The organism is Mycobacterium sp. NGS51, assembly GCF_059812525.1.
The window spans coordinates 22,376-45,657 of sequence record NZ_JCALCV010000015.1 but is presented as its reverse complement, the minus strand read 5'-3'; the positions used below and the strand labels follow the sequence as shown (position 1 = coordinate 45,657).

Below are 23,282 nucleotides of genomic sequence, written 5' to 3'. Positions count from 1 at the left end.
GCTACTGCTGACCGAGCGGCTTCTCAGCGGCGGCCGGGTCGGCGGCCGGTGTGCCCGGACTGGCGGCATTGCCGCCGGCGGGTAACGCGTCACCGCGCATCGACGCGCGGATCTGCTCCAGCCGCGAATGCCCGGCCATCTGCACGCCGGCCTGCTCGACCTCGAGCATGCGGCCCTGCACCGAGTTCTGCGCGAGTTCGGCGGCGCCCAGCGCGTTGGCGTAGCGCCGTTCGATCTTGTCGCGCACCTCGTCAAGGCTGGGGGTGTTGCCGGGCGCGGCGAGTTCGCTCATTGACCGCAGCGACGCGCTGACTTGCTCCTGCATCTTGGCCTGCTCGAGCTGGCTGAGCAGCTTGGTGCGCTCGGCGATCTTCTGCTGCAGCACCATCGCGTTTTGCTCGACGGCCTTTTTGGCTTGCGCGGCGGCCTGCAGCGCTTGGTCATGCAGGCCCTTGAGGTCTTCGACGCTCTGCTCGGCGGTCACCAACTGGGCCGCGAACGCCTCGGCGGCGTTGTTGTACTCGGTGGCCTTGGCGGTGTCTCCGGCAGCGGTGGCCTGGTCGGCCAGCGTCAGCGCTTGGCGCACGTTGACCTGGAGTTTTTCGATGTCGGCCAGCTGCCGGTTGAGCCGCATCTCGAGTTGGCGCTGATTGCCGATCACTTGGGCGGCCTGCTGCGTCAGCGCCTGATGGGTGCGCTGCGCTTCCTCGATGGCCTGCTGGATCTGGACTTTCGGGTCGGCGTGCTCGTCGATCTTCGCGTTGAACAGCGCCATCACGTACTTCCACGCTTTGACGAACGGATTGGCCATCTGTTTAGCTCCGCCTTCTTTCGTGTCTGCCGGATGGGGCTGGTGCGCTAGCCCTGCTGCTCAATTTATCGGCTTGGCGCCGATGGCTACACCCTCGGCGCGCAGACGCTCGACAATGTCGGCGCGGAAACCGCCCGGCGCCGGCCGGATCGCCACGCTCAGGCGACGGCCAGCGAGACCACCGGCGGGATGACGACCTTGGTGTCGGCGTCGATGTTGGCGGCGCTGGACGTGGTGTGTTCTTGGCGGGCCAGGCGCTCACCGGCGCCGACGAGCAGGTCCGACAGCGACACCTCCAGCGCATCGCAGATGGCGCTCAGCAACTCGCTGGAGGCTTCTTTGCGGCCGCGCTCGACCTCGGAGAGATATCCCAGGCTGACCCGGGCGACGTCGGAGACTTCGCGCAGGGTGCGGCCTTGTGAAGTCCGGGCCCGGCGCAGCACGTCGCCGATGACCTCACGCAACAATGGCGGCATTGTGCACTCCTTGGTCCGGTCACGCAGATTGACACTGGTCATCTAGGTCAACGCCACGCGGGTCGGCATTGGTTCCCCGTGCACAGGCCCTATTGCCTCAGGGCGCAGACCGTCCCCGGACGTCTCGTACGGCAGACGCGACGTAGTCCACACCGGTGACCACGGTCAGCACGATGGCAATCGCCATCACCACCGTTGCCAGGACCAGCCATGATCCGGACAACGGCAGCACGAACAATCCGATGGCCACCGCCTGCACGAGCGTCTTGAGCTTGCCGCCGCGACTGGCGGGAATGACGCCGCGGCGCAGCACGGCGAACCGCAGCACGGTGATGCCGACCTCGCGCACCAAGATCAGCACGGTGACCCACCACGGCAGGTCGCCGAGCATCGCCAGCCCGATCAGCGCCGCGCCGATAAGGGTCTTGTCGGCAATCGGGTCGGCCATCGTGCCGAACTCGGTCACCATCCCGTAGTTGCGGGCCAGCGCGCCGTCGAAGCGATCGGTGATGACCGCTACCGCGAAAATCACGAAAGCCACGATGCGGCTGGGGGTTTCGTGTCCATCCCCGGCAAACAGTGCCAACAGGAAGACCGGAACCAACACCAGACGCAGCAGCGTGAGCATGTTGGCGAGGTTGGTGACGCGCACACGCCGGACCATCGGACCGGTTTGAGGCTGCCCCGTCACGGCATCAGAATATCGGTTGACCTTGGCTGAGCCGAATGGCGGCGACCCCCTGCGCCCCGCTCCGCCGCGCTTGCGATCGCCGCAGGGCCGAAACCGATACTCTGCACCCGTGAACGCAGTGGGGGGTCCACGTGCCTACCGGCCGGCCGTCCGGCGCGCACGGACCTCCGATGTGCCGGCGATCAAGCGACTCGTCGACACCTACGCCGGCAAGATTTTGCTGGAAAAAAACCTGGTAACGCTGTACGAGGCCGTGCAGGAGTTTTGGGTGGCCGAACACGAGGACGAGGTGGTCGGCTGTGGAGCGCTGCACGTGTTGTGGTCGGACCTCGGCGAGGTGCGCACCGTCGCGGTCGACCCGAGCGTGACCGGCCGTGGTATCGGCCATGCGATCGTCGATCGCCTGCTCGAGGTGGCCCGCGATCTGCAATTGCAGCGGCTGTTCGTGTTGACCTTCGAGATCGAATTCTTCAGCCGGCACGGTTTCGCCGAGATCGACGGCACCCCGGTGACCGCCGAGGTCTACGAGGAGATGTGCCGCTCCTATGACATCGGTGTCGCCGAATTCCTCGACCTGAGCTACGTCAAGCCCAACATCCTCGGCAACACCCGCATGCTGCTGGTGCTGTAGCCGCCGAGCGTGAACCTGTTGCGAAAACCCGGCCGAAAATTCGCAACAGTTTCACTTTCGGCGCTAGTCGGCGTCCTCGGCGTCCTCCCCGCCGCCCCGGATCGACGTCAGCGTCGCGGCCAGCTCGTCGGGTTTGACCAGGACCTCTCGGGCCTTGGAGCCCTCGGACGGCCCGACGATGCCGCGGGTCTCCATCAGGTCCATCAGCCGGCCGGCCTTGGCAAAGCCGACCCGCAGTTTGCGCTGCAACATCGACGTGGAGCCGAATTGACTCGACACCACCAGCTCGACGGCCTGCAGGAACACGTCCATGTCGTCGCCGATGTCGGGGTCGACATCTTTGCGTTCCCCGGTGGGCTTGGCAGTGGTGACGCCGTCGGTGTACTCGGGTTCGGCTTGTTCTTTGCACGCGGCGACGACGGCGTGGATCTCCTCATCGGTGATGAACGCCCCCTGCAGGCGGAGCGGTTTCCCCGCGCCCATGGGCAGGAACAGCCCGTCGCCCATCCCGATCAGTTTTTCGGCACCCGCCTGGTCGAGGATCACCCGGGAGTCGGTGAGCGATGACGTGGCGAACGCCAGCCGGGACGGCACGTTGGTCTTGATCAGGCCGGTGACCACGTCCACCGACGGGCGCTGGGTGGCCAGCACCAGATGGATACCGGCCGCGCGGGCCTTCTGGGTGATCCGCACGATCGCGTCCTCGACGTCGCGGGGCGCGGTCATCATCAAATCGGCCAACTCGTCGACGATGGCCACCACATACGGATAGGGCCGGTACTCGCGCTGGCTGCCCAGTGGCGTGGTGATGGCCCCAGAGCGCACCTTCTCGTTGAAGTCGTCGATGTGGCGCACCCGGGAGGCCTGCATGTCCTGGTAGCGCTGCTCCATCTCCTCGACCAGCCAGGCCAGCGCGGCGGCCGCCTTCTTGGGCTGGGTGATGATCGGAGTGATCAGGTGCGGAATGCCTTCGTAGGGCGTGAGTTCCACCATCTTGGGGTCGATCAGGATCATCCTGACCTCCTCGGGGGTGGCCCGCGCCAGCAACGACACCAGCATGGAGTTGACGAAGCTGGACTTACCGGACCCGGTCGAGCCGGCCACCAGCAGGTGCGGCATCTTGGCGAGGTTGGCGCTGATGAAGTCGCCTTCGATGTCTTTGCCCAGGCCGATCACCAGCGGATGGTGGTCGCGACGGGTCTCTCGTGCGGTGAGCACGTCGGCCAGGCGCACCATCTCCCGGTCGGTGTTGGGCACCTCGATGCCGACCGCGGATTTGCCGGGGATCGGGGCCAGCATCCGGACACTCTCGGTGGCCACCGCGTAGGCGATATTGCGGTGCAGCGCAGTGATTTTCTCAACCTTCACGCCCGGGCCGAGTTCGACCTCATAGCGGGTGACGGTGGGTCCGCGGGTGCAACCGGTCACCGCCGCGTCGACCTTGAACTGCTGCAGTACCGACGTGATCGCGTCGACCATCTGCTCGTTGGCGGCGCTGCGCCGCTTCGGCGGATCACCGGCGACCAGCAGACTCAATGGCGGCAGGGTGTAGGGCCCCTCGACGACCCGATCGGTGACCTGCGGTTCGCGCTTGGCTTTGCGACGGCTGCGTGCGACGGCAGGCTCCGGAACCGTTGGGGTGTCGTCGGCGGCGACGGGCTGGTCGCGGGATGGCCACACCTGCGGTTCGTCGTCGCCGTAGCCCGCTGGGTCGTCGTAGTAGCCGTCGGAAAAGTCCTCCGGCGCAGCATTTTCGGCTTCCGGCTCGTCGTACTCGGATTCATCCGGGTAGTCGTAGCCGAACATCCGGGTGCCGAACATGGCACGCACCGTGTCGGGCACCTCGCGGATCGTGGTGCCGGTCAACAGCAGTAGTCCGAACAGTGCGGCGATGAACAACAGCGGTGCGGCGATCCACTTGCTCAATCCGTCCGAGAGCGGTCCCCCGATGGCGAACCCGATAAAGCCCGCCGCGTGCTGGCGTGCCTCCGGCGCGCCGGGCGAGCCGGCCCACAGATGCCACAGTCCCAGCACCGGCAGCGCAACCATCGCCGAGCCGAGCACCAGCCGCGGCCGGGCGTCCGGGTCGGGCTCCGTGCGCATCAGCAGCACCGCCACCGCGGCCGTGACCACCGGCAGCACCACCACGGCTGATCCGATGAACGTCCGCAACACGGAGTCAACCCACGCTCCTACCGGGCGGGCTGCATCGAACCACGAGCTGGCGGCGATGACGACGGCAAGCGCCAGCAGGGCCAGCGCAATCCCGTCGCGGCGGTGGCCCGGGTCGATGTCACGGGCCCGGCCCACCGACCGCGCGGTGGTGCCGGTGCCCTTGGCCAGCATCAGCCACCCGGCGCGCACCGCACGCCCACAGGTCAGCCCGGCCGTGGCAACCAACGATGGGTTGCGGCGCTTGGCGGGCGCTGACGGCCGCCGCCGTGGCGATGCTGAGCGCGTGGATCGGGTGCCGCGCCGCGGCGTGGCCTTTGACCTGCTCGTTCGGGCACCGGATCGGGCCACGGTCTTACTAGCCATGTCGGCAAGCCTAGTCGCAAGTGCACCATCTGCACCATCCGCCACACTGGTAACCGGCACCTGGCTACCGGGACGAGCAGAAAGCCTGAGTAGGGTGACAGCCGTCACGTCAGCTACCTCGAGGAGCTTCCACTATGCCCGTCGTTGTCGTCGCCACCCTTACCGTCAAGCCGGAGTCGGTCGACACCGTCCGCGACATCCTGAGCCGCGCGGTCCAGGACGTGCACGGCGAACCGGGCTGTCAGCTGTACTCCCTGCACGAATCGGGCGAAACGTTCGTGTTCGTCGAGCAGTGGGCGGACGAAGACGCGCTCAAAGCTCACAGCACCGCGCCTGCGATGGCGACGATGTTCAAAGACGCCGGCGAGCACCTGGCCGGGGCACCCGACATCAAGATGCTGCAACCGGTCGTCGCCGGCGATCCTGCCAAGGGTCAGCTACGTCCCTGATGGGCCGCCCTCTCGCCGGCAAAGTCGCGCTGATCACCGGCGCCGCGCGCGGCCAGGGCCGCGCCCATGCGGTGCGACTGGCCGCTGACGGCGCCGACATCATCGCGGTCGATTTGTGCGACCGGATCGCCAGCGTGCCGTATCCGCTGGCCACCGCCGACGATCTGGCCGCCACCGTCAAGCTCGTCGAGGACACCGGAGCCCGCATCGTGGCGAGTCAGGGTGATGTGCGCGACCGCGACTCGCTGACCGCCGCGCTGCAGGCGGGCCTCGATGATCTCGGTCGGTTGGACATCGTGGTCGCCAACGCCGGTATCGCACCGATGCAGGCCGGCGCCGACGGCTGGCGCGACGTCATCGATGTCAACCTGACCGGAGTTCATCACACCGTGGAAGTCGCGATACCGACGATGATCTCCCAGGGCGACGGCGGGTCGATCGTCTTGATCAGTTCGGCCGCCGGGCTTTCGGGGATCGGCAGCACCGACGCTGGCTCCATCGGCTACGCCGCCGCCAAGCACGGCCTGGTCGGCCTGATGCGCGTCTACGCCAACCATCTTGCGCCGCATAGTATTCGGGTCAACTCGGTGCACCCGGCCGGTGTCGACACTCCGATGATCAACAACGAGTTCACCCGCCAATGGTTGGCTGATCTGGTCGCCGAGTCCGGTGCACCGCCGGACATGGGCAACGCGTTGCCGGTGCAGGTGTTGCAGCCCGATGACATCGCCAACGCGGTGGCCTGGCTGGTTTCCGATCAGGCCCGCTACATCACCGGGATCACGTTGCCGGTCGACGCGGGCTTTGTGAATAAGCGCTAGCGATGGCGCGAAACCCGGCGGCGCAGACCGCGTTCGGCCCGATCGCGCTGACAGCGATCGAACAGCATGAACCACCGGCAAAACGGTTGGTCAATGACGACCTGGCGGCCCGGTTCCTGCCGGCACCCACGCGGTGGCTGGTCGCCGCGTTACGCCCGGCGCCGCTGCGGCGGCTGATGATGGCCGGCATGGAGCGAGGCGGCCCGGGACTGTGGACCAACCTCGCCTGTCGTAAGCACTACATCGCCGACAAGCTCGACGAGGCACTGGACGGTATCGACACCGTGGTAGTCCTCGGCGCCGGGTTGGACACTCGCGCCTATCATCTGGCGCAACACACCCGCATCCCGATCTTCGAGGTCGACCAGCCGGTCAACATCGCCCGCAAGGCGGCGGCGGTGCAGCGGGTGCTGGGCGAGCAACCGCTATCCGTCCGGTTGGTGCCGGTGGACTTCGAGCACGACGACCTGCTCACGGTCTTGACCGGGCTCGGTTACCGAGCCGGCCATCGCACGTTTTTCATCTGGGAAGGCGTGACGCAGTACCTCACCGCTGACGCCGTGCATGCGACGCTGGCAGGACTGCGACCCGTCGCATCGGGTAGTCGGCTGGCATTCACCTATGTTCGGCGCGATTTCATCGACGGCACCAACCTCTACGGTGCAAAGTCGTTGTACCGCAAGGTTCGGCAACGTCGCCGACTGTGGCACTTCGGGCTGGCGCCCCACGAGGTGGCGCCGTTTCTCGACCAGTTCGGCTGGCGGCTGATCGAGCAGGTGGGGCCCGAACAGCTGGTCCAGCGTTACGTCGAGCCGACCGGCCGCACTCTCACCGCATCGCAAATCGAGTGGTCGGCGTACGCGGAAAAACGCTGAAGCAGTACGGCTTCGCGACGCTCACACCTCGATGACCGTCGGCACGATCATCGGCTGGCGACGGTAGGTTTCGCCCACCCATTTGCCGACCGTGCGCCGCACCGCCTGGGCGATCCGGGCCGGATCGGTGACGTTCTCGGCCGTCAGCGATTCCAGTTCCGCCTCGACCTTGCGCACCGCAGGCTCCAGCGCCTTGGGGTCTTCGGAGAAGCCGCGTGAATACAGGTGCGGCAAAGCCGCGGGCTGACCGGTGCCGCGGCGCACTACGACGGTGACGGCGATGAAACCCGATGAGAGGATGAGCCGTTCACCAAGGGTGATGTCGCCGACGTCGCCGGTGATCAGCCCGTCGACGAACATCTTGCCGACCGGCACCGCACCGGCGATGGCGGCTTTGCCGGCAACAAGGTCGACGCTCACACCGTTCTCGGCCAACAGGATCGACTCCTCGGGCACCCCGGTGCGAGCGGCCAGCGCGGCGTTGGCGCGCAGCATCCGCCAGGTCCCGTGTACCGGCATGACCTGGCGAGGCCGCACCCCGTTGTAGAGGAACAACAGCTCACCCGCGTACGCGTGCCCCGAAACATGCACCCGCACTTGCTGGTTGGTGACAACTCGAGCGCCGATTTTGGACAGGGCGTCGATGACGCCGTACACGGCTTCTTCGTTACCGGGTATCAGCGACGACGACAGGATGATCAGGTCGTCAGCGTTGAGCGTGATGCTGCGGTGCTCGCCGCGCGACATTCGCGACAGCGCCGACATCGGCTCGCCCTGGGTGCCGGTGGTGATCAGCACCACCCGTTCGGGTGGCATCATTTCCGCGGCCCCGATGTCGACCAGGTCCGAGTCGTCCACCCGCAGAAATCCGAGCTCGCGGGCGATGCCCATGTTGCGGACCATGGAACGCCCGACGAACGACACCCGCCGGCCCAATGCCACCGCCGCGTCGATGATCTGCTGCACCCGGTCCACATTGGAGGCGAAACACGCCACGATCACCCGGCCCTCGGCACCGCGGATCAACCGGTGCAGCGTCGGGCCGACCTCGCTTTCCGACGGCCCGACCCCGGGAATTTCGGCGTTGGTCGAGTCACACAGAAACAGATCCACCCCGTCGGCACCGAGTCGTGACATACCGGGCAGATCGGTGGGCCGCCCGTCGAGCGGTAACTGGTCGAGCTTGATGTCGCCGGTGTGCAAAACGGTTCCCGCGCCCGTGCGCACCGCGATCGCCAGCGCATCGGGAATCGAGTGGTTGACCGCGAAGTACTCGCACTCGAACACCCCATGCGTGCTGCGCATGCCTTCGGCAACCTCGATGAAGACCGGTTTGAGCTGGTGTTCACGACATTTCGCGGCGACCAGGGCCAACGTGAACTTCGAGCCGACGACCGGAATGTCGGGGCGCTGCTTGAGCAGGAACGGGATTGCGCCGATGTGGTCTTCGTGCGCGTGGGTCAGCACCAGCGCTTCGACGTCGTCGAGTCGGTCTTCGATATGCCGCAGGTCCGGCAGGATCAGGTCGACGGCGGGCTCGTCGTGGGTGGGAAACATGACTCCGCAGTCGATGATCAGCAGTCGGCCTAGATGCTCGAAAACCGTCATGTTGCGGCCGATTTCGCTGATCCCGCCCAGCGCAGTAACTCGCAATCCGCCAGTGGTCAAAGGTCCTGGCGGCGAAAGGTCTACATCCACTTGGGAGTCACCTGAGCACCGAGGCCGCGTGCATATCGGCAGCCAACCGCTCGACTTGCTCAGGGCTGGCCGGCACTTGCGGCAACCGGGGGTCACCGACGTCGATACCCTGCAACCGCAGCCCTGTCTTGGACATCGTCACCCCGCCCAGCCGGCTCATCGCATCGCAGAGCGGACCGAGCGCGACGTTGATCTTGCGGGCGGTCGCCACATCTCCGGATTGGAAGGCAGTCAACAAGTCTCGCAGTTGCCCTGCCGCGAAGTGGGAGATCACGCTGATGAAGCCGGTCGCGCCCATCGCCAGCCACGGCAGGTTCAGCACATCGTCGCCCGAGTAGTAGGCCAGTCCGGTTTCGGCCATCAGCTGCGCGCCGGCATGCAAATCACCCTTGGCGTCTTTGATCCCGACGATATTGGGGTGAGATGCCAAGGCGCGGATGGTGTCGGGCTGGATCGGCACCACCGACCGCGGCGGGATGTCGTAGAGCAGGACCGGCAACGCGGTGGCATCGGCGACCGCGGTGAAGTGCGCCAACAGCCCGTCCTGCGACGGCCTGGAGTAATACGGCGTGACGACCAGTAGCCCGTGGGCGCCCACGCCCGCGCAGGCCTCGGCCAGTCGAACACTGTGTTCGGTGTCGTTGCTCCCTGCGCCGGCGATGACACGGGCACGATCGCCGACCGCCTCCAACACCGCCCGCAGCAGCGTGAGCTTCTCGTAGTCGGCGGTGGTCGGCGACTCACCCGTGGTGCCGGACAGCACCAGACCGTCACAACCGGCGTCGACGAGGTGGTTGGCCAGCCGCGCCGCCGCTACGGTGTCCACCGAGCCGTCCGAACCGAACGGCGTCACCATCGCGGTCAGGACGGTGCCCAGGCGCGTCCGCGCGTCGAAGCCGGCAGTATTCACGGTCCCAGATTACCCGCGGGTTCAAGCTTCAGTGGCCAGCGGACTGGTCGCGACCTCTGTCCCGTCGGCCAGCGTGGCGATCTGGAAGTCGGCGAAGACGGTCGGCGCGACCTCGGCGAGTTGGCGCAGGCAGGCGATGGCCAGCCGCCGGATCTCCACATCGGCGTGCTCGCTGGCTCGCACCGCGACGAAGTGGCGCCAGGCCCGGTAATTGCCGGTGACCACGATGCGGGTTTCGGTGGCGCTGGGCAGCACGGCGCGGGCGGCTTGGCGGGCCTGCTTGCGCCGCAGGACCGCATTGGGCTGGTCAGCGAACTTTGCTTCCAGTTTGGCCAGCAGTTCGGTGTAGGTGGCCCGGCTGGCGTCGGCGGCCTGGGCCAGGAGTTGCTGCAGCTCCGGGTCGTCTTCGATGCCCGGCGGGATCACCACCTGTGAGTTCTTTTCCGGCACGTAGCGCTGCGACAGCTGCGAGTAGGAGAAGTGCCGGTGCCGGATCAGCTCGTGGGTGCACGATCGGGAGATGCCGGTGATGTAGAAGGACACGCTGGCGTGCTCGAGCACCGAGAAATGCCCGACGTCGATGATGTGGTTGAGGTAGCCGGCGTTGGTCGCGGTCTTGGGGTTGGGCTTTGACCAGCTCTGGTAGCAGGCCCGGCCGGCGAACTCGACCAGCGCCTGGCCGCCGTCGGCGTCGGTGCTCCATGGCACCTCGGGCGGCGCCAAGAACTCGGTCTTGGCGATCAATTGCACGCGCAGCGGCGCCGTCTCGGCCACGGCGCTCACCCTAGCGCCGGCCGCGCAGTGGCGAGCCGCCGCGTCGCCCGGCTTGGGTTGCCTGCGCGCGCATCATGCCGACGTCTTGAGCTGGGTCGCCAAATTGCCGTGACTGCTCACCGCGATGTTGCCCAACCCCAGCCAGGACGCCATCGACTCCAGCTCGGCAGCCAGCATTTCGGCTACGCGCGACGGTGACCGGCCGTCCTCGACGAAGGCGCCGACGACCTGCAGCGCATCCCGGCCGCGGTCCGCCTTGAGGTCGACTCGCCCGACCAGTTCGCCGTCGAGCAGAAACGGCCATACGTAATAGCCGTACCGGCGCTGGTTAGCGGGCGTGTAGATCTCGATGCGGTAGTGAAAACCGAACAGCCGCTGCACCCTTGGCCGGAAGAAGACCAGCGGGTCGAACGGGCACAGCAGCGCAGTACCGCGATCCCGTCGCGGTATCGCTTGCCCAGCCCGCAGATAGGCCGACGCGGGCCAACCGTCGACGTCGACGCGTTCCAGCTCGCCATCGGCGACAAGCTCGGCAATGGCCGGCTTGACCTGGCTCGCGGACAACCGGAAATAGTCGCGGATATCGGCGTCAGTGCCGACGCCCAGCGCGGTGGCAGACCGCAGCACCAGCTCGCGGACGGCCTCGTCGTCGTCCACCTGACGGGCCAGCACCTCGGCCGGCAGCACGTTCTCGGTCAGGTCGTAGTGGCGGGCGAAGCCGACCCGGGTAGCGGTGGTCAGTACCCCGGAGGCGAACAACGCTTCGGCGACCCACTTGGTGTCGCTGCGATTCCACCAGGCCCCCTTGGCTTTACGCGGTTCCGCGGCCAGATGAGCCTCGATCTGTCCGGCGGTCGACGGCCCGAGTTGCGCGACAGCGGCGACGATGTCGTCGGCCAGTTGCGGATTGGCCTTGACGATGTGGGAACCCCAGCGGCCGTGCCGGTACCGGCGCATCCGCCAGCGCAACAGTGGCCAATCGTCGACGGCCATCAGCGCCGCCTCGTGTGCCCAGTACTCGACCAGCAGCCGGGGTGTTCGGGCCGAATGGCTCCATGCCGCGCGGTCCAGCACCTCGCGGTCGTAGGGTCCGAGCCGGCTGAATACCGGGGCGTAGTGGGCCCGCACGGCCACCGACACCGAATCCAGTTGCAGCACCTGAATGCGGGAAATCACGCGCCGCAGATGGCCGCGGGTGATCGAGCCCGTGGGGGTGGCATCGGCGAATCCTTGCGCAGCGACCGCTATCCGGCGGGCCTGCGCCACCGTCAACGTGCGCATTACCGCAGGTAGGTGTGCAGCCGGTAACGCAGCCCGGACCCACTGGTGCGCCAGTCCCCCGCCGTGCCCACCCAGGTCTCGTCGAGCATCGGGGCCAGCACGTCGCCGTCGTCGCGGGGCAGGTCGATCTCGATCTCGGTGACCTCACATCGGGTGGCCCGTGGCATTGCGAGCGCATAGATCTGTTCCCCGCCGATCACCCAGGTCTCGGAGTCGGTCAGTGCTTGTTCCAGGGTGCCGACCACCTCGGCGCCATCAGCCATGAAGTCAGTCTGGCGGGTCAGTACGACATTTCTGCGCCCCGGCAGTGGCCGGAACCGCTCGGGCAGCGACTCCCAGGTCAGCCGGCCCATCACCACGGTGTGGCCCATGGTGAGTTGTTTGAAGTGGGCCTGGTCTTCTGGCAGCTGCCACGGAATGCCGCCGCCGCGGCCGATGACCCCCGAAGTCGACTGAGCCCAGATCAAGCTCAGGTGTGTCATACGGCGACGGGGGCTTTGATCGCCGGGTGCGGGTCGTAGTTCTTGACGACGACGTCGTCGTAGGTGTAGTCGAAGATCGAATCTTGCGGTCCGAGAACAAGTTCGGGATACGGCCGAGGTTCGCGTCGCAATTGCTCGGTGACCTGCTCGAGATGGTTGTCATAGATGTGACAGTCGCCGCCGGTCCAGACGAATTCGCCGACGCCAAGACCGGCCTGGGCGGCCATCATGTGGGTCAGCAGCGCGTAGCCGGCGATGTTGAACGGCACGCCCAGGAACAGGTCGGCGCTGCGCTGGTAGAGCTGGCAGCTCAGTTTCCGGTCGGCCACGTAGAACTGGAACAACGCGTGACACGGCGCCAGCGCCATCTGCGGGATGTCGCCGACGTTCCAGGCCGACACGATGATGCGCCGCGAGTCCGGATCGGTGCGCAGCAACTCCAGCGCCGCGCTGATCTGGTCGATGTGCGCACCGGAGGTGGTGGGCCAGGATCGCCATTGCACGCCGTACACCGGGCCGAGATCGCCTGTCTGCGAGGCCCATTCGTCCCAGATGGTGACGCCGTGCTCGTGTAGCCAGGCGATGTTGGAGTCGCCGCGCAAAAACCACAGCAGTTCGTAGATCACCGATTTGAGGTGCACCTTTTTGGTGGTGATCAGCGGGAAGCCGGCTGACAGGTCGTAGCGCATCTGGTGGCCGAACAAGCTGCGGGTGCCGGTGCCGGTGCGATCGGCTTTCGGTGTGCCGCGCTCGAGTACCAGGCGCAGCAAATCCTCGTACGGTGTGGCGATCGACACGCCCCTGAGCCTAGCGGCGATCGCAAGCGCGGCGAAGCCGGGCGCGGCGGGTCGACGCCGATGAACTAGCCACGATCGCGGCGAGTAGAACGGTAGCCATGCCGAACATCACCGACACCGTCACCACCGCCGATGGAAGCTGCCCGATCTGGCTCTACACACCCGAGGGCGAGGGTCCCTGGCCCGGTGTGGTCATGTACCCCGACGCCGGGGGTGTGCGGGACACCTTCTACGAGATGGCCGCCAAGCTGGCCGGCTTCGGTTACGCGGTGCTGCTGCCCGACGTCTACTACCGCTCCGGCGACTGGGCTCCATTCGACATGTCCACCGCGTTCAGCGACGCCAAAGAACGTCAGCGGCTCTTTTCGATGATCGGTACCGTCACGCCACTGAAGATGGCGATCGACGCCGAGGCCTTCTTCGACTACCTGGCCGGCCGCCCGGAGGTGAGCGGCAACCGCTTCGGTGTCTGCGGCTACTGCATGGGCGGACGCACGTCGGTGGTGGTGGCCGGTCGCCAACCGGAACGGGTCGCTGCGGCGGCGTCGTTTCATGGTGGCGGCCTGGTGACCGACAGCCCCGAGAGCCCACACCTGCTGGCCGACCAAATTCAGGGGGCGGTGTACGTGGCGGGCGCCAAAAACGACGGCTCGTTCACACCACAGCAGGCCGAGCAGCTCGGCAAGGCGCTGACCGCCGCAGGCGTCGAGCACACCATCGAGACCTATCCCGCTGAGCATGGCTTCGCGGTCCCGGACAACCCGCCGTACGACGCCGACGCCGCCGAACGGCATTGGACCGCGATGCGGGACTTCTTCGGCGCCAAGCTGGCCAAATAGTCGGCGCAGATGCACGTCGACGCGATGACGAGCCCGGTCCCGTTGCTCCAGACCGGGGAGCTCGCCCGGCGAACCCAATCGGCGGGGTTCTCCGGTCTGCTGTTCACCGAGACGGGCCGCACGGCCTATCTCAACGCGGCCATGGCCGCGCAGGCCGCACCCGGCCTCGAGCTGTCCACGGGCGTGGCGGTGGCCTTCCCGCGCAGTCCCTTCGTGACGGCCGCTGCGGCCTGGGAGCTTCAGGAGGCAACGGGTGGGAGGTTTCGGCTGGGTCTGGGCACTCAGGTGCGCACGCACGTGGTGCGGCGCTACGGCGTGGCCTTCGAGCGGCCCGGCCCACGGCTGCGCGACTACGTGCGCGCCGTGAAGGCATGCTTCTCGGCGTTTCGCAGCGGAACCCTCGATCACCACGGCGAGTTCTACAACCTCGACTTCATCACTCCGCAGTGGAGCGCCGGACCCATCGAGGCGCCCGATCCCAAAGTGGATATCGCGGCGGTGAATCCGTGGATGCTGCGAATGGCCGGCGAAGTCGCCGACGGGGTGCACATCCATCCGATCGCCGAGCCCGGCTACCTGACCCGGCACGCCGTGCCGAACATTGCCGCCGGGGCGGCGAAAGCGGGGCGCAGCGCATCGGATGTCGCCGTGATCGTGCCGGTGCTGACGATCATCGGCGACAATGACGAAGAGCGGGCCGCCGAGCGCGAACGCGTGCGCGTCAGCATGGCTTTTTACGGAAGCACGCCCAATTACGCGTTCATCTGGGACGAGGCCGGATTCGAGGGCACCACCGCCCGGATCCGGGAGAAGCAGAAGGCCGGCGACTTCGCCGGCATGGCCGCGCAGATCAGCGACGAGCACATCGCCGCCTTCGCCACCGAGTCGACGTGGGACGGGCTGGCCGACGCGTTGACCGACAAGTACGCCGACGTCGCGACCCGGCTCGTGCTGTACAACGCGCTGACCGATCCGGGCCGCGTCGAGCGCTACGGCGAGGTGGCCCGTCGCGTCTCGCGCGCTTGACCATTTTTCAGATGCCGGCGTCGTCGGCCACTTCGCGGGCCCTGCTCACGAGCGCGTCGATGCGTCCGGTGGTCGGGGTGCCCGAGGCGGCCTTGTTCCGCGGCTCGTCCATGGCGCGGCGCATCACGCCCTCGGCAATGACGGCAACCTTCCACAGGCCCAGCGCATGCCAGTACTTCAGTGTCGTTGCGTCGCGGCCGTTTTCGGCAAGATATACCTGTGCCATCTCGGCGCGGTCCGGGAACCCGTCAAGCGCAGCGGCGGCAAACGCGCCGGTGGGGTCCTCAGCAGCTGATTCCGGCCAATACGCCAGCAGGCTGCCCATGTCGGCCAGCGGGTCGCCGAGGGTGGACAATTCCCAGTCCACGACGGCCACGACATCCCCGGTCTCGTGCGATGTGATGACGTTGCGCAGATGAAAGTCGCCGTGCACCAAGGCCAATTCCTGCTGCTCGGGCGCCGCGGCGATCAACCGTTGAGTCAGGTCGTCGAGATCGGGCAGCTCCCGGGTCTTCGACAGCTCCCACTGTCCGGCCCACCGCTTGAGTTGCCGCTGCGCATACGGCTTGTGGCTGGCCAGGTCGTCGAGGCCGACCTGCTCGATGTCGACCGCGTGGATCTTGGCCAGCGTCTTGGCCATTGACAGCCCAATCTGTCTGCGACGCTGCGGCGTCAGCGATTCCGCGACCGGCATCCGGTCCAGCACCAAGCCGTCGACGAATTCCATCAACAGCAGCGGAACACCATCGAGATCCCGAGTCAGGCCGTACACCGCCGGCGTCGGCACCGCGGTGTCCTGCAGCGCCGACAGGATCCGCGCCTCGCGGGCGACGTCGTGCGCCGACGCCAACAACGTCCCCAGCGGCGGGCGGCGCAGCACCCAGCTGCGATCGCCACGGGCGTCGTGCACGCGATAGGTCAAATTCGACTGTCCCAGCCCGATTCGCTCGAAGCTCAGCGGCGGACGGAAATCGATCCCGAGTTCCGGCAACCAGTCCGCGATCGCCGCCGGATCGACGCCCAATACGTTAGCCACGAAACGCCTGCGCGTTGCCGAGCAGCGTGCCCCCGTCGATCACCATGGTCTCGCCGGTGATCCAACTCGCCTCATCCGACACCAGGAATGCGACCGCCGCGGCCACGTCGACCGGCTCGCCAACGCGTCCCAACGGAGTCGACGCCGATAAGGCGTCTTCATGGTCCTTCCATAGCGCCTCGGCCAGCCGGGTGCGGACCACGCCGGGGCACACCGCATTGACCCGGATCCGCGGCGAAAGCTCCAGCGCCAGTTGCTTGGTCACGTGGATCAGCGCGGCCTTGGTGGCGTTGTACATGCCCATGTTCGGCGCGTAATGCAGCCCGCCGATGGACGCGGTGTTCACCACCGCCCCGTGATGCTCGCCCATCCATTGCTTGACCACAAGCGACGTCCACAGCAGCGGCGCCCACAGGTTGACGTCGAAGACCTTGGCGAAGCGGGCGTGGTCCTGGTCGATCAGCGGGCCGTAGGCGGGATTGGTTCCGGCGTTGTTGACCAGAATGTCGATGCTGCCGAAGCGGTCGAGCGCCAGCTCCACGCAGTGACGCGCCGCGTCTTCGTCGACAGCGTGGGCCGCGACCCCGACGGCGTTAGCGCCAACCTGTGCGGCTGCTGCCTCTGCGCTTTCCTGCTTGCGAGAAGTGAGCACGACGTTCGCGCCGGCATCGGCCAGCCGCTGCGCGATGGCGAGCCCGATTCCGCGCGACGCGCCGGTGACGATCGCGGTTTTGCCGGTGAGATCGGTCATCGCGATTCCCTCTGGAGGCTGCGCTGGTAACGGCGCATGCCATGCAGCCAGCGGTCGTAGTCGGTGCCCTTCTGGCGGTACATGTCCAGCACCTGCGGGTGCGGAAGGATCAAAAACCGTTCCTCGTCGATGGCCGTCAGCACGCTGTCGGCGACGGCGGACGGCTCCAGCACGTCACCGGCGGTCGTCACCGCCCGGGTAGCGAGATCCCCGAGCGGGTCGCCGGATTGCTCGCCGGAGTACAGCAGCTTGGTGTTCACGCCCATCGGGCACAGACAACTCACCCGCACCCCTTGGTCGCCGTAGGTGATGTTCAGCCATTCGGCGAATCCGATGGCAGCGTGTTTGGTGACCGAGTAGGCGGCCGAGCCGAGTTGGGTGAGCAGCCCCGCCGCTGACGCGGTGCTGACGAAGTAACCCTCACCGCGTTCGATCCACTCGGGTATCAGCAGTTGGGCTGCGCGGATGTGCGCACGCAGATTGACGTCGATGGACCGGTCCCAGTCGTCCTCGCTGAGGTCCAGCCCCGGAGCGCCGGTAATGCCCGCGTTCGCGAAATACAAATCCACCGGCCCGAATTCGCCTTGGGCCAGTGCGATCAGCTTGCGGATCTCGGTGACGTCGGAGACGTCTGCACCCGCGCCGACGGCCGCGCCCGAGCGCTCGGCGTTGATCTGTCCAACGACCCCCGCCGCGGCAGCCGGATCCAAATCCGCGACGACGACCCGCGCGCCCTGTTGCGCCAGCTTTGCCGCCAGCGCGCCGCCGATTCCGCCGCCACCGCCGGTGACGATCGCGACCTTGTGGTCAACCTTCACACGCACAATCCTTCTAGTTACGGGCCACAATTGCGCCAGATTGATGTGATGGCGTCAGATGGCGCCTATCGCGACCATGATGCGTTCGCGGATACTCGCTAACTGCACGGGAGTAATTCGCGACTTGGTCGGGTTGACACGCCCCAGCGACACGCTGGTGACGTGATGGGCCAACGCCCAAGACGTCGCATCGGCTCCGTTTTCGACGGTCGGTTCGATGCGCTCGGCGAACGACCCATGCGCCAACCCCTCATCGCGGGTCAACGGAACTACCAGCACGTTCGGGTACTCGTCCGGAAATAACTCATGGTCCTCGACGACGACTGCGGGACGCACCCTGCTGGGCTCGTGCGGCAATGCACCGCCCCGCCAATCGACTACCACGATGCTGCCGGCCGCGTGCCGACTCACGGGAGCTCGGTCAGCGGCGTCCCGAGCGCATCGAGTTCGTTTCGTGCTTCGGGGTGCTTCGCCAGGTGAGCCATCACTCGATCCCCATCGGCCCGAATCGTCTCCCGCCGCACCTGTCGCGCCGCGGCTTCGGCGAGCTCTCGAATGAACGCACTCAGTCCCTTGCCTTGCCTACGGGCTGCCGCCTCGAGCACCGCCCGATCCTCAGCGTCGAGTCGAATCGTCAGCGTCTCGGCCATACACGGCATCGTAACACAGACCCGTAACACGCTGGCGTAATCAGCAGGAATGTGGTATCCCACCAGCCGTCGTGTCGTCTGGTTGATGAGCGGTCGCGGCCAGCCATACCAGATGGGGCCCAGTGGCCGTCAACGGCGGACCAATCTCATGATCCATGCCCGCGAATCCGCCGGGTCGATCACGTCGTCGAGCTCGAAGGTGGTGGCCGACGTGAGCGCTTTGCCGTGTTGATAGGCAGCCTCGACGAGTTTGTCGAACAAATTTTGACGCTCGGTTGGATCGGAGACGGCCGCCAGTTCCTTGCTGAAACCCAACCGCACCGCGCCTTCCAACCCCATCCCGCCGATCTCGCCGGTCGGCCAGGCCACGGTGAACTCCGGCGCATGGAATGATCCGCCTGCCATCGCCATCGCTCCCAACCCATAGCCTTTGCGCAGGATGATCATTCCAAACGGGACGGTCAAACGTGCGCCGTGGACGAACAGCCGGCTGAACCGCCGCACCGCGGCTTCCTTTTCCGCGTCCGGCCCAACCATGAACCCCGGCGTATCGCAGAGCGAGATTACCGGCAGGCCAAACGATTCGCACACGATCAAAAAGTCGGCGATCTTGTCGGCCGCCTCTGCGTCGATGGCGCCGCCGAGATGATGGCTGCTGTTCGCCAGCAGCCCGAACGGTGTGCCCTCGACACGCACCAGCGCGGTAACCACCCCGACGCCGTGGTCGGGCCGCACCTCCAGCACCGAACCCACGTCGACAACGGATTCGATGGCCCGGCGCACGTCGTAGGCCCGTAACCGGTTCTCCGGCACCACGTGTCGGGCCAGGCGTGGGTCCGGCGCCGCCCAGGCGTCGACGCTGCCCTGGAAGTAGGACAGATACTGCTTGGCCAGTGCTACCGCATGCGCCTCGTCGCGGGCGGCCAGTCCCACCACGCCGTTGCGCCGCTGCACGTCGATGGGTCCGATGTCCTCCGGCCGGTAGACGCCGAGTCCGCCGCCTTCGATCATCGCCGGACCACCCATGCCGATGTTGGCGTCCGGGGTCGCGATGATCACGTCGCAGGTTCCGGCCAGCGCGGCGTTGCCGGCGAAGCAGCGCCCCGACACGATGGACACCAGCGGCACCTGGCCGCTCAGCGCGCCGAGCGCGCGGAAGGTCGGCACGTCCAGGCCGGCGATGTTGGCCACATCGGTGTCACCGGGCCGACCGCCGCCGCCCTCGGCGAACAACACCACCGGAATGCGCTTGCGGGCAGCCACATCGAAGACGCGGTCGGTCTTCGCGTGATTGCGCATGCCCTGGGTGCCGGCTAGCACGGTGTAGTCATAGGACACCACCACTGCCTCGCCCCCGCCGATCATGGCCAAACCGGCAACCAAACCGTCGGCGGGCGTATTGGCGATCAGATCGTCCTCGGATCGCCGGCTGCGTTGCGCTGCAACCGCTAACGCGCCGTATTCGACGAAGCTGCCGGGATCCACCAGGTCGGTGATGTTTTCCCGGGCGGTGCGGCGATTCTGGCTGTGCCGTTTGGCCACCGCGGCGGGCCGACCCTCATCGAGGGTGAGCAGGTGGCGGCGGCGGACCTCGTCGAGATCGCCGCGGGCGCGGTCCAAGTCGAGTTCAGCGGCCGCTTGCCCTTCGGCACCCGCGGCAGTGCGGCTGAAAACCACCAACGGGTCTCCGGTGCCCACGACCTGACCGGGCGCCACCAGGTTGCGCACGGTGCGCACCGCATCCGGTGCGGTGAGCACGTGCTGCATCTTCATCGCTTCCAGTACCACCACCTGCGCGCCGGCGGCCAAGTCCGCGCCTTCGGGTGCGATCTCCACGACGGTGCCGGCGAGATGTGCCCGCAGCGCCTCTTCACCGGGGTACAACTCGAGCGGCGCAATCGGAGTTTGGGGTTGACGGATGATGGCTCCCGCCAGCGCAGGCAGCTTCTCGTCGACGAAACCCGTCGTCACCACACCGGCCTGTATTTGGCTGTCGGCCAGCAACTCCCGCAGGAATGCGATATTGGTGCGGATGCCGTCAATGCAGAATTCGTCCAGCGCCGTCTGTGCTTTGCGCAGTGCCGCAGCGAAGGACGATCCGTGCACATGGGTGATCACTTTGGCCAGCAGCGAGTCGTAGGCCGGGCTCGCGGTCAGCCCGGGACGACCGTAGGTGTCGACACGCACCCCGGGCCCACTCGGCGGCGAGAACACCGACAGAGTGCCGGCCGCCGGCAGCACCGCCCCGTCGGGTGCGAAAGTCTCCATGTTGACCCGGGTTTGGATCGCGATGCCGCGAGCCACAGCAGGTTCGGCCACCACGTCGACTCCGTCGATACCGGCCGGCAATTCGAGTTCGACGAGCGCCGCGCCGCCTGCGATTGCCAGCTGCAGCGCGACCAAGTCGATCCCGGTCACTTCCTCGGTGACGGTGTGCTCAACCTGCAGGCGCGGGTTGACCTCGAGGAACACGAACTGGTCGCCGGTGACCAGGAATTCGACCGTAGCCAGCCCGCGGTAACCGACCTGGGCGCACAGCCGCGCTGCGGCGCAGTGCAGCGCGCTTCGAAGTGACGTTGAAAAGCCCTGCGCCGGCGCAATTTCGACGAGCTTCTGGTAGCGCCGCTGGATACTGCAATCCCGGTCCCCCAGTGCGAGTGCGTGGTCCGGTGTCGCCGCGATCTGTACTTCGATGTGGCGGGCGTCGTCGAACAACGCCTCGGCAAACACCGCCGGGTTGCCGAAGCCGAGTTGCGCCTCTGCAGCGCAGCGGCGATACGCGTCGTCGATGTCCTCTCCGCGGCGTACGATCCGCATTCCCCGGCCGCCGCCGCCGGCCAAGGCCTTGATCACTATCGCTTCGTCGTGGGCAGCGAAGAAGCGACGAATGTCGTCCAGGCTGCTGGGCCCATCGGTGCCGGCCAGCACCGGGATCCCGGCCGCGGCCGCGGCGCTGCGGGCTGCGGACTTGTTGCCGAACAACTCCAGCAGGTCGGCATCGGGCCCCACGAAGGCGCACCCTGCTGCAGCGCATGCACGCGCGAATTCGGCGTTCTCACTGAGGAACCCGTAGCCGGGGTGAATCAGCGCAGCACCGGACTGCTTGGCCGCCGCCAGGATCGCGGCGTGATCCAGGTAGGCTGCGGGGCCGCTGCCGGACAGTCCGATCGCTTCGTCTGCGGCATGCACATGCGGGCTGTCGGCATCGTCTTCGGCATAGACCGCGACGGTTCCGATACCCAATTCGGTTGCGGTGCGGATGATCCGAAGCGCAATTTCGCCGCGGTTGGCGATCAGCAAGGTCATCGCAGTGCAGCGCCCCACTGCACATGTTCGCGCAACTGGCCCTTGAGGAGCTTGCCGCCCGGATTGCGCGGCAGTGGCTCGCCGGCCACCGCCACGTATTGCGGAATCTTGAAGTCGGCAAGCTGTCCGCGGCAGTAGTCCAGCACCGCCGCCACGTCGATCCGCTCGCCGAACAACACGGCGCCGACCTTTTCACCCATGACCTCGTCGGGCACCGCCAACACGCAGGCGTCGGCGACGCCGGGAGCCGACAGCAGGACCGCCTCGACTTCGACGCTGGAGACGTTCTCGCCCCCGCGGTTGATGATGTCCTTGAGCCGGTCGACGATGTGCACTCGGCCCGCATCGTCAACCCGGACTACATCACCGGTGTGCAGCCAGCCGTCGACGATCGTGGCCGCGGTGGCGTCCGGCCGGTCCCAGTAGCCGACCGTCACGTTGGCGCCGCGTGCGACCAACTCACCCACGGCCGGGTCATCGCCATAGCGGACCACGCCGAGGTCAACCGAGGGCACTGCATACCCGACCGAGTCGGCGTGCTCGACGGCGTCTTCGTCGGGCAGCACGGTCATCAGCGAGGCGGTTTCGGTCATGCCGTACCCGTTGAACACGGTGGCCTGCGGAAACGCCTGCTTCACCGACCTGACCAACGACGGCGCGATCGGCGCGCCCCCGTAACCGACCCAACGGACGCTGGAGACATCCGATGCCGCGAAGTCACTGTGCCGCAACAGCAATGCGTACACGGCCGGCACGGTCACCAGGGATGAGATGCGCTCGGCCGAAAGCACCGTGACCAGCTCGGTCAGGTTCAGCGCGGGCATGATGACCGACGCCCCGCCGACATACCCGGCGAACAGCAGTTGGGAGTTGCAGCCGGTCACGTGAAACAGCGGCACCGAAATCAGCGTGCGCAGCTCCTCACCGAGATCGCGCGGTTGCCCCAGGCATCGGATCATGTTCTCGGCGTTGGTCAGGAAGGCCTCGTGAGTCGTGGGTACACCTTTGGGCCGTCCGGTGGTTCCCGAGGTGTAGAAGATCGCCGCGACGTCTCCGCGCTCGAGCCCGTCGACCACATAGGGTTCACCGTCGGGCAACGGGGTGTCGGCCATATCCAGCTGGGCTCCGGCGTCGGACACAACGAAATCGACCTCCGGCTGGGCCGACCGGGTGTTCACCGGCACTGCCACCCCGCCGGCCATCACCGTGCCCCAGAACGCGAGCACCCAATTGATGCCCGCGGGATAACGCAGTGCGACGCGGTCACCTCGCTGCAGCCCACCGGCCCGCAGCCCGCCGGCCACCCGGGCCGCGCGATCCCACAACTGCCGGTAGGTCAACCGATCGGAGCCCACCTCGACCAGCGCCTCGCTATCGGGGCGGGTATGGACATGCTCGGCAAGCATATCCAGCAGCGTGGCCGGTAACTCGTCGTAGCGCGGGACGCCGTGCGAGTCGCGGGAGACCCCCGTCGTCGGGAAGGGGTTGTGGTCACGTGGAATCTCAGTCACCGCGCTCACTGAAGCCATCACCGTTTCCTTCCGGTTCTTCCCCGCCGCATCATCGCTCGGGTCAGGAGCTGACGTCACCGACCGGCCTCGATGTGCTCATCCTCGTTGGAT

Annotated in this window: 23 protein-coding genes; 6 read left to right on the top strand and 17 right to left on the bottom strand. The window is 66.9% G+C overall.

The genetic code is table 11. The features are described from left to right. Position 1: 1 nt before the first annotated feature. From pspA to pgsA, 3 genes are all read right to left on the bottom strand, one after another. Positions 2–811 (bottom strand): phage shock protein PspA, encoded by an 810-nt coding sequence (gene pspA / locus AC5Y5W_RS18035; protein WP_500009269.1) that lies wholly within the window; start codon positions 809–811, stop codon positions 2–4. A 158-nt stretch (positions 812–969) separates the two neighbouring features. Further along, positions 970–1,287, bottom strand: coding sequence for a transcriptional regulator ClgR (gene clgR, locus AC5Y5W_RS18030; protein ID WP_500009359.1), 318 nt, complete (start codon positions 1,285–1,287; stop codon positions 970–972). Between the two features lie 97 nt (positions 1,288–1,384). Beyond that, positions 1,385–1,978 (bottom strand): CDP-diacylglycerol--glycerol-3-phosphate 3-phosphatidyltransferase, encoded by a 594-nt coding sequence (pgsA, locus tag AC5Y5W_RS18025; RefSeq protein ID WP_499885774.1) that lies wholly within the window; start codon positions 1,976–1,978, stop codon positions 1,385–1,387. Between the two features lie 118 nt (positions 1,979–2,096). Between pgsA and AC5Y5W_RS18020 the strand changes: the two genes are divergently transcribed. Beyond that, positions 2,097–2,609, top strand: coding sequence for an amino-acid N-acetyltransferase (locus tag AC5Y5W_RS18020; protein ID WP_500009358.1), 513 nt, complete (start codon positions 2,097–2,099; stop codon positions 2,607–2,609). A gap of 63 nt (positions 2,610–2,672) precedes the next feature. On the opposite strand, the gene AC5Y5W_RS18015 is transcribed toward AC5Y5W_RS18020, so the two are convergent. Continuing rightward, on the bottom strand, positions 2,673–5,147 hold the full coding sequence (locus AC5Y5W_RS18015; protein WP_500009268.1) for an FtsK/SpoIIIE family DNA translocase: 2,475 nt from the start codon (positions 5,145–5,147) through the stop codon (positions 2,673–2,675). Between the two features lie 134 nt (positions 5,148–5,281). Between AC5Y5W_RS18015 and AC5Y5W_RS18010 the strand changes: the two genes are divergently transcribed. The 3 genes from AC5Y5W_RS18010 to AC5Y5W_RS18000 are packed head-to-tail and all read left to right on the top strand — an operon-like array spanning position 5,282 to position 7,292. Then, a complete protein-coding gene (locus AC5Y5W_RS18010; RefSeq protein ID WP_500009267.1) occupies positions 5,282–5,596 on the top strand; it encodes a putative quinol monooxygenase in 315 nt (104 codons plus the stop codon). Beyond that, positions 5,593–6,417 carry a mycofactocin-coupled SDR family oxidoreductase gene (locus AC5Y5W_RS18005; RefSeq protein WP_500009357.1) on the top strand — a complete coding sequence of 275 codons (825 nt, stop codon included), beginning with the start codon at positions 5,593–5,595 and terminating at the stop codon, positions 6,415–6,417. Before AC5Y5W_RS18010 ends, AC5Y5W_RS18005 begins: the two co-directional genes overlap by 4 nt. Before the next feature lie 2 nt (positions 6,418–6,419). Then, positions 6,420–7,292 carry an SAM-dependent methyltransferase gene (locus AC5Y5W_RS18000; RefSeq protein WP_500009266.1) on the top strand — a complete coding sequence of 291 codons (873 nt, stop codon included), beginning with the start codon at positions 6,420–6,422 and terminating at the stop codon, positions 7,290–7,292. A 21-nt stretch (positions 7,293–7,313) separates the two neighbouring features. Here the strand turns inward: AC5Y5W_RS18000 and AC5Y5W_RS17995 are convergent, their stop codons facing one another. The 6 genes from AC5Y5W_RS17995 to AC5Y5W_RS17970 all read right to left on the bottom strand — a co-directional run bounded on the left by AC5Y5W_RS17995 (position 7,314) and on the right by AC5Y5W_RS17970 (position 13,234). Then, a complete protein-coding gene (locus AC5Y5W_RS17995) occupies positions 7,314–8,990 on the bottom strand; it encodes a ribonuclease J (protein WP_500022429.1) in 1,677 nt (558 codons plus the stop codon). Positions 8,991–8,997: 7 nt separating this feature from the next. Then, on the bottom strand, positions 8,998–9,900 hold the full coding sequence (gene dapA / locus AC5Y5W_RS17990; RefSeq protein ID WP_499897124.1) for a 4-hydroxy-tetrahydrodipicolinate synthase: 903 nt from the start codon (positions 9,898–9,900) through the stop codon (positions 8,998–9,000). Positions 9,901–9,921: 21 nt separating this feature from the next. Further along, complete coding sequence (thyX, locus tag AC5Y5W_RS17985) at positions 9,922–10,674, bottom strand: FAD-dependent thymidylate synthase (RefSeq protein WP_500022428.1); 753 nt, start codon at positions 10,672–10,674, stop codon at positions 9,922–9,924. 72 nt (positions 10,675–10,746) lie between these two features. After that, positions 10,747–11,955, bottom strand: a complete 1,209-nt coding sequence (locus tag AC5Y5W_RS17980; RefSeq protein WP_500022427.1) for a winged helix-turn-helix domain-containing protein — start codon at positions 11,953–11,955, stop codon at positions 10,747–10,749. Next, positions 11,955–12,437, bottom strand: a complete 483-nt coding sequence (locus AC5Y5W_RS17975; RefSeq protein ID WP_500022426.1) for a dihydrofolate reductase — start codon at positions 12,435–12,437, stop codon at positions 11,955–11,957. Before AC5Y5W_RS17975 ends, AC5Y5W_RS17980 begins: the two co-directional genes overlap by 1 nt. Beyond that, positions 12,434–13,234, bottom strand: coding sequence for a thymidylate synthase (locus tag AC5Y5W_RS17970; RefSeq protein ID WP_499897119.1), 801 nt, complete (start codon positions 13,232–13,234; stop codon positions 12,434–12,436). The genes AC5Y5W_RS17975 and AC5Y5W_RS17970 overlap by 4 nt, the downstream gene beginning before the upstream one ends. 98 nt (positions 13,235–13,332) lie before the next feature. Between AC5Y5W_RS17970 and AC5Y5W_RS17965 the strand changes: the two genes are divergently transcribed. Both AC5Y5W_RS17965 and AC5Y5W_RS17960 read left to right on the top strand, forming a co-directional pair. Continuing rightward, positions 13,333–14,073 (top strand): dienelactone hydrolase family protein, encoded by a 741-nt coding sequence (locus tag AC5Y5W_RS17965; RefSeq protein WP_500022425.1) that lies wholly within the window; start codon positions 13,333–13,335, stop codon positions 14,071–14,073. A 9-nt stretch (positions 14,074–14,082) separates the two neighbouring features. Next, positions 14,083–15,099 carry a TIGR03617 family F420-dependent LLM class oxidoreductase gene (locus tag AC5Y5W_RS17960; protein WP_500022424.1) on the top strand — a complete coding sequence of 339 codons (1,017 nt, stop codon included), beginning with the start codon at positions 14,083–14,085 and terminating at the stop codon, positions 15,097–15,099. A 7-nt stretch (positions 15,100–15,106) separates the two neighbouring features. Here AC5Y5W_RS17960 and AC5Y5W_RS17955 read toward each other — a convergent pair whose 3' ends face one another. The 7 genes from AC5Y5W_RS17955 to AC5Y5W_RS17925 form a co-directional block, all read right to left on the bottom strand. Continuing rightward, complete coding sequence (locus AC5Y5W_RS17955) at positions 15,107–16,135, bottom strand: phosphotransferase family protein (RefSeq protein WP_500022423.1); 1,029 nt, start codon at positions 16,133–16,135, stop codon at positions 15,107–15,109. Continuing rightward, entirely contained in the window at positions 16,128–16,892 is a 765-nt protein-coding gene (locus tag AC5Y5W_RS17950; RefSeq protein ID WP_500022435.1) for an SDR family oxidoreductase, read from the bottom strand. Before AC5Y5W_RS17950 ends, AC5Y5W_RS17955 begins: the two co-directional genes overlap by 8 nt. Continuing rightward, a complete protein-coding gene (locus AC5Y5W_RS17945) occupies positions 16,883–17,704 on the bottom strand; it encodes an SDR family oxidoreductase (protein WP_499897114.1) in 822 nt (273 codons plus the stop codon). Before AC5Y5W_RS17945 ends, AC5Y5W_RS17950 begins: the two co-directional genes overlap by 10 nt. 54 nt (positions 17,705–17,758) lie before the next feature. After that, a complete protein-coding gene (locus AC5Y5W_RS17940; RefSeq protein ID WP_500022422.1) occupies positions 17,759–18,115 on the bottom strand; it encodes a type II toxin-antitoxin system PemK/MazF family toxin in 357 nt (118 codons plus the stop codon). Then, positions 18,112–18,354 (bottom strand): ribbon-helix-helix protein, CopG family, encoded by a 243-nt coding sequence (locus tag AC5Y5W_RS17935; protein ID WP_499897111.1) that lies wholly within the window; start codon positions 18,352–18,354, stop codon positions 18,112–18,114. Before AC5Y5W_RS17935 ends, AC5Y5W_RS17940 begins: the two co-directional genes overlap by 4 nt. 129 nt (positions 18,355–18,483) lie before the next feature. Further along, entirely contained in the window at positions 18,484–21,660 is a 3,177-nt protein-coding gene (locus tag AC5Y5W_RS17930; protein WP_500022421.1) for an acetyl-CoA carboxylase family protein, read from the bottom strand. Continuing rightward, a complete protein-coding gene (locus AC5Y5W_RS17925; RefSeq protein ID WP_500022434.1) occupies positions 21,657–23,171 on the bottom strand; it encodes a class I adenylate-forming enzyme family protein in 1,515 nt (504 codons plus the stop codon). The genes AC5Y5W_RS17930 and AC5Y5W_RS17925 overlap by 4 nt, the downstream gene beginning before the upstream one ends. Positions 23,172–23,282 lie beyond the last annotated feature (111 nt).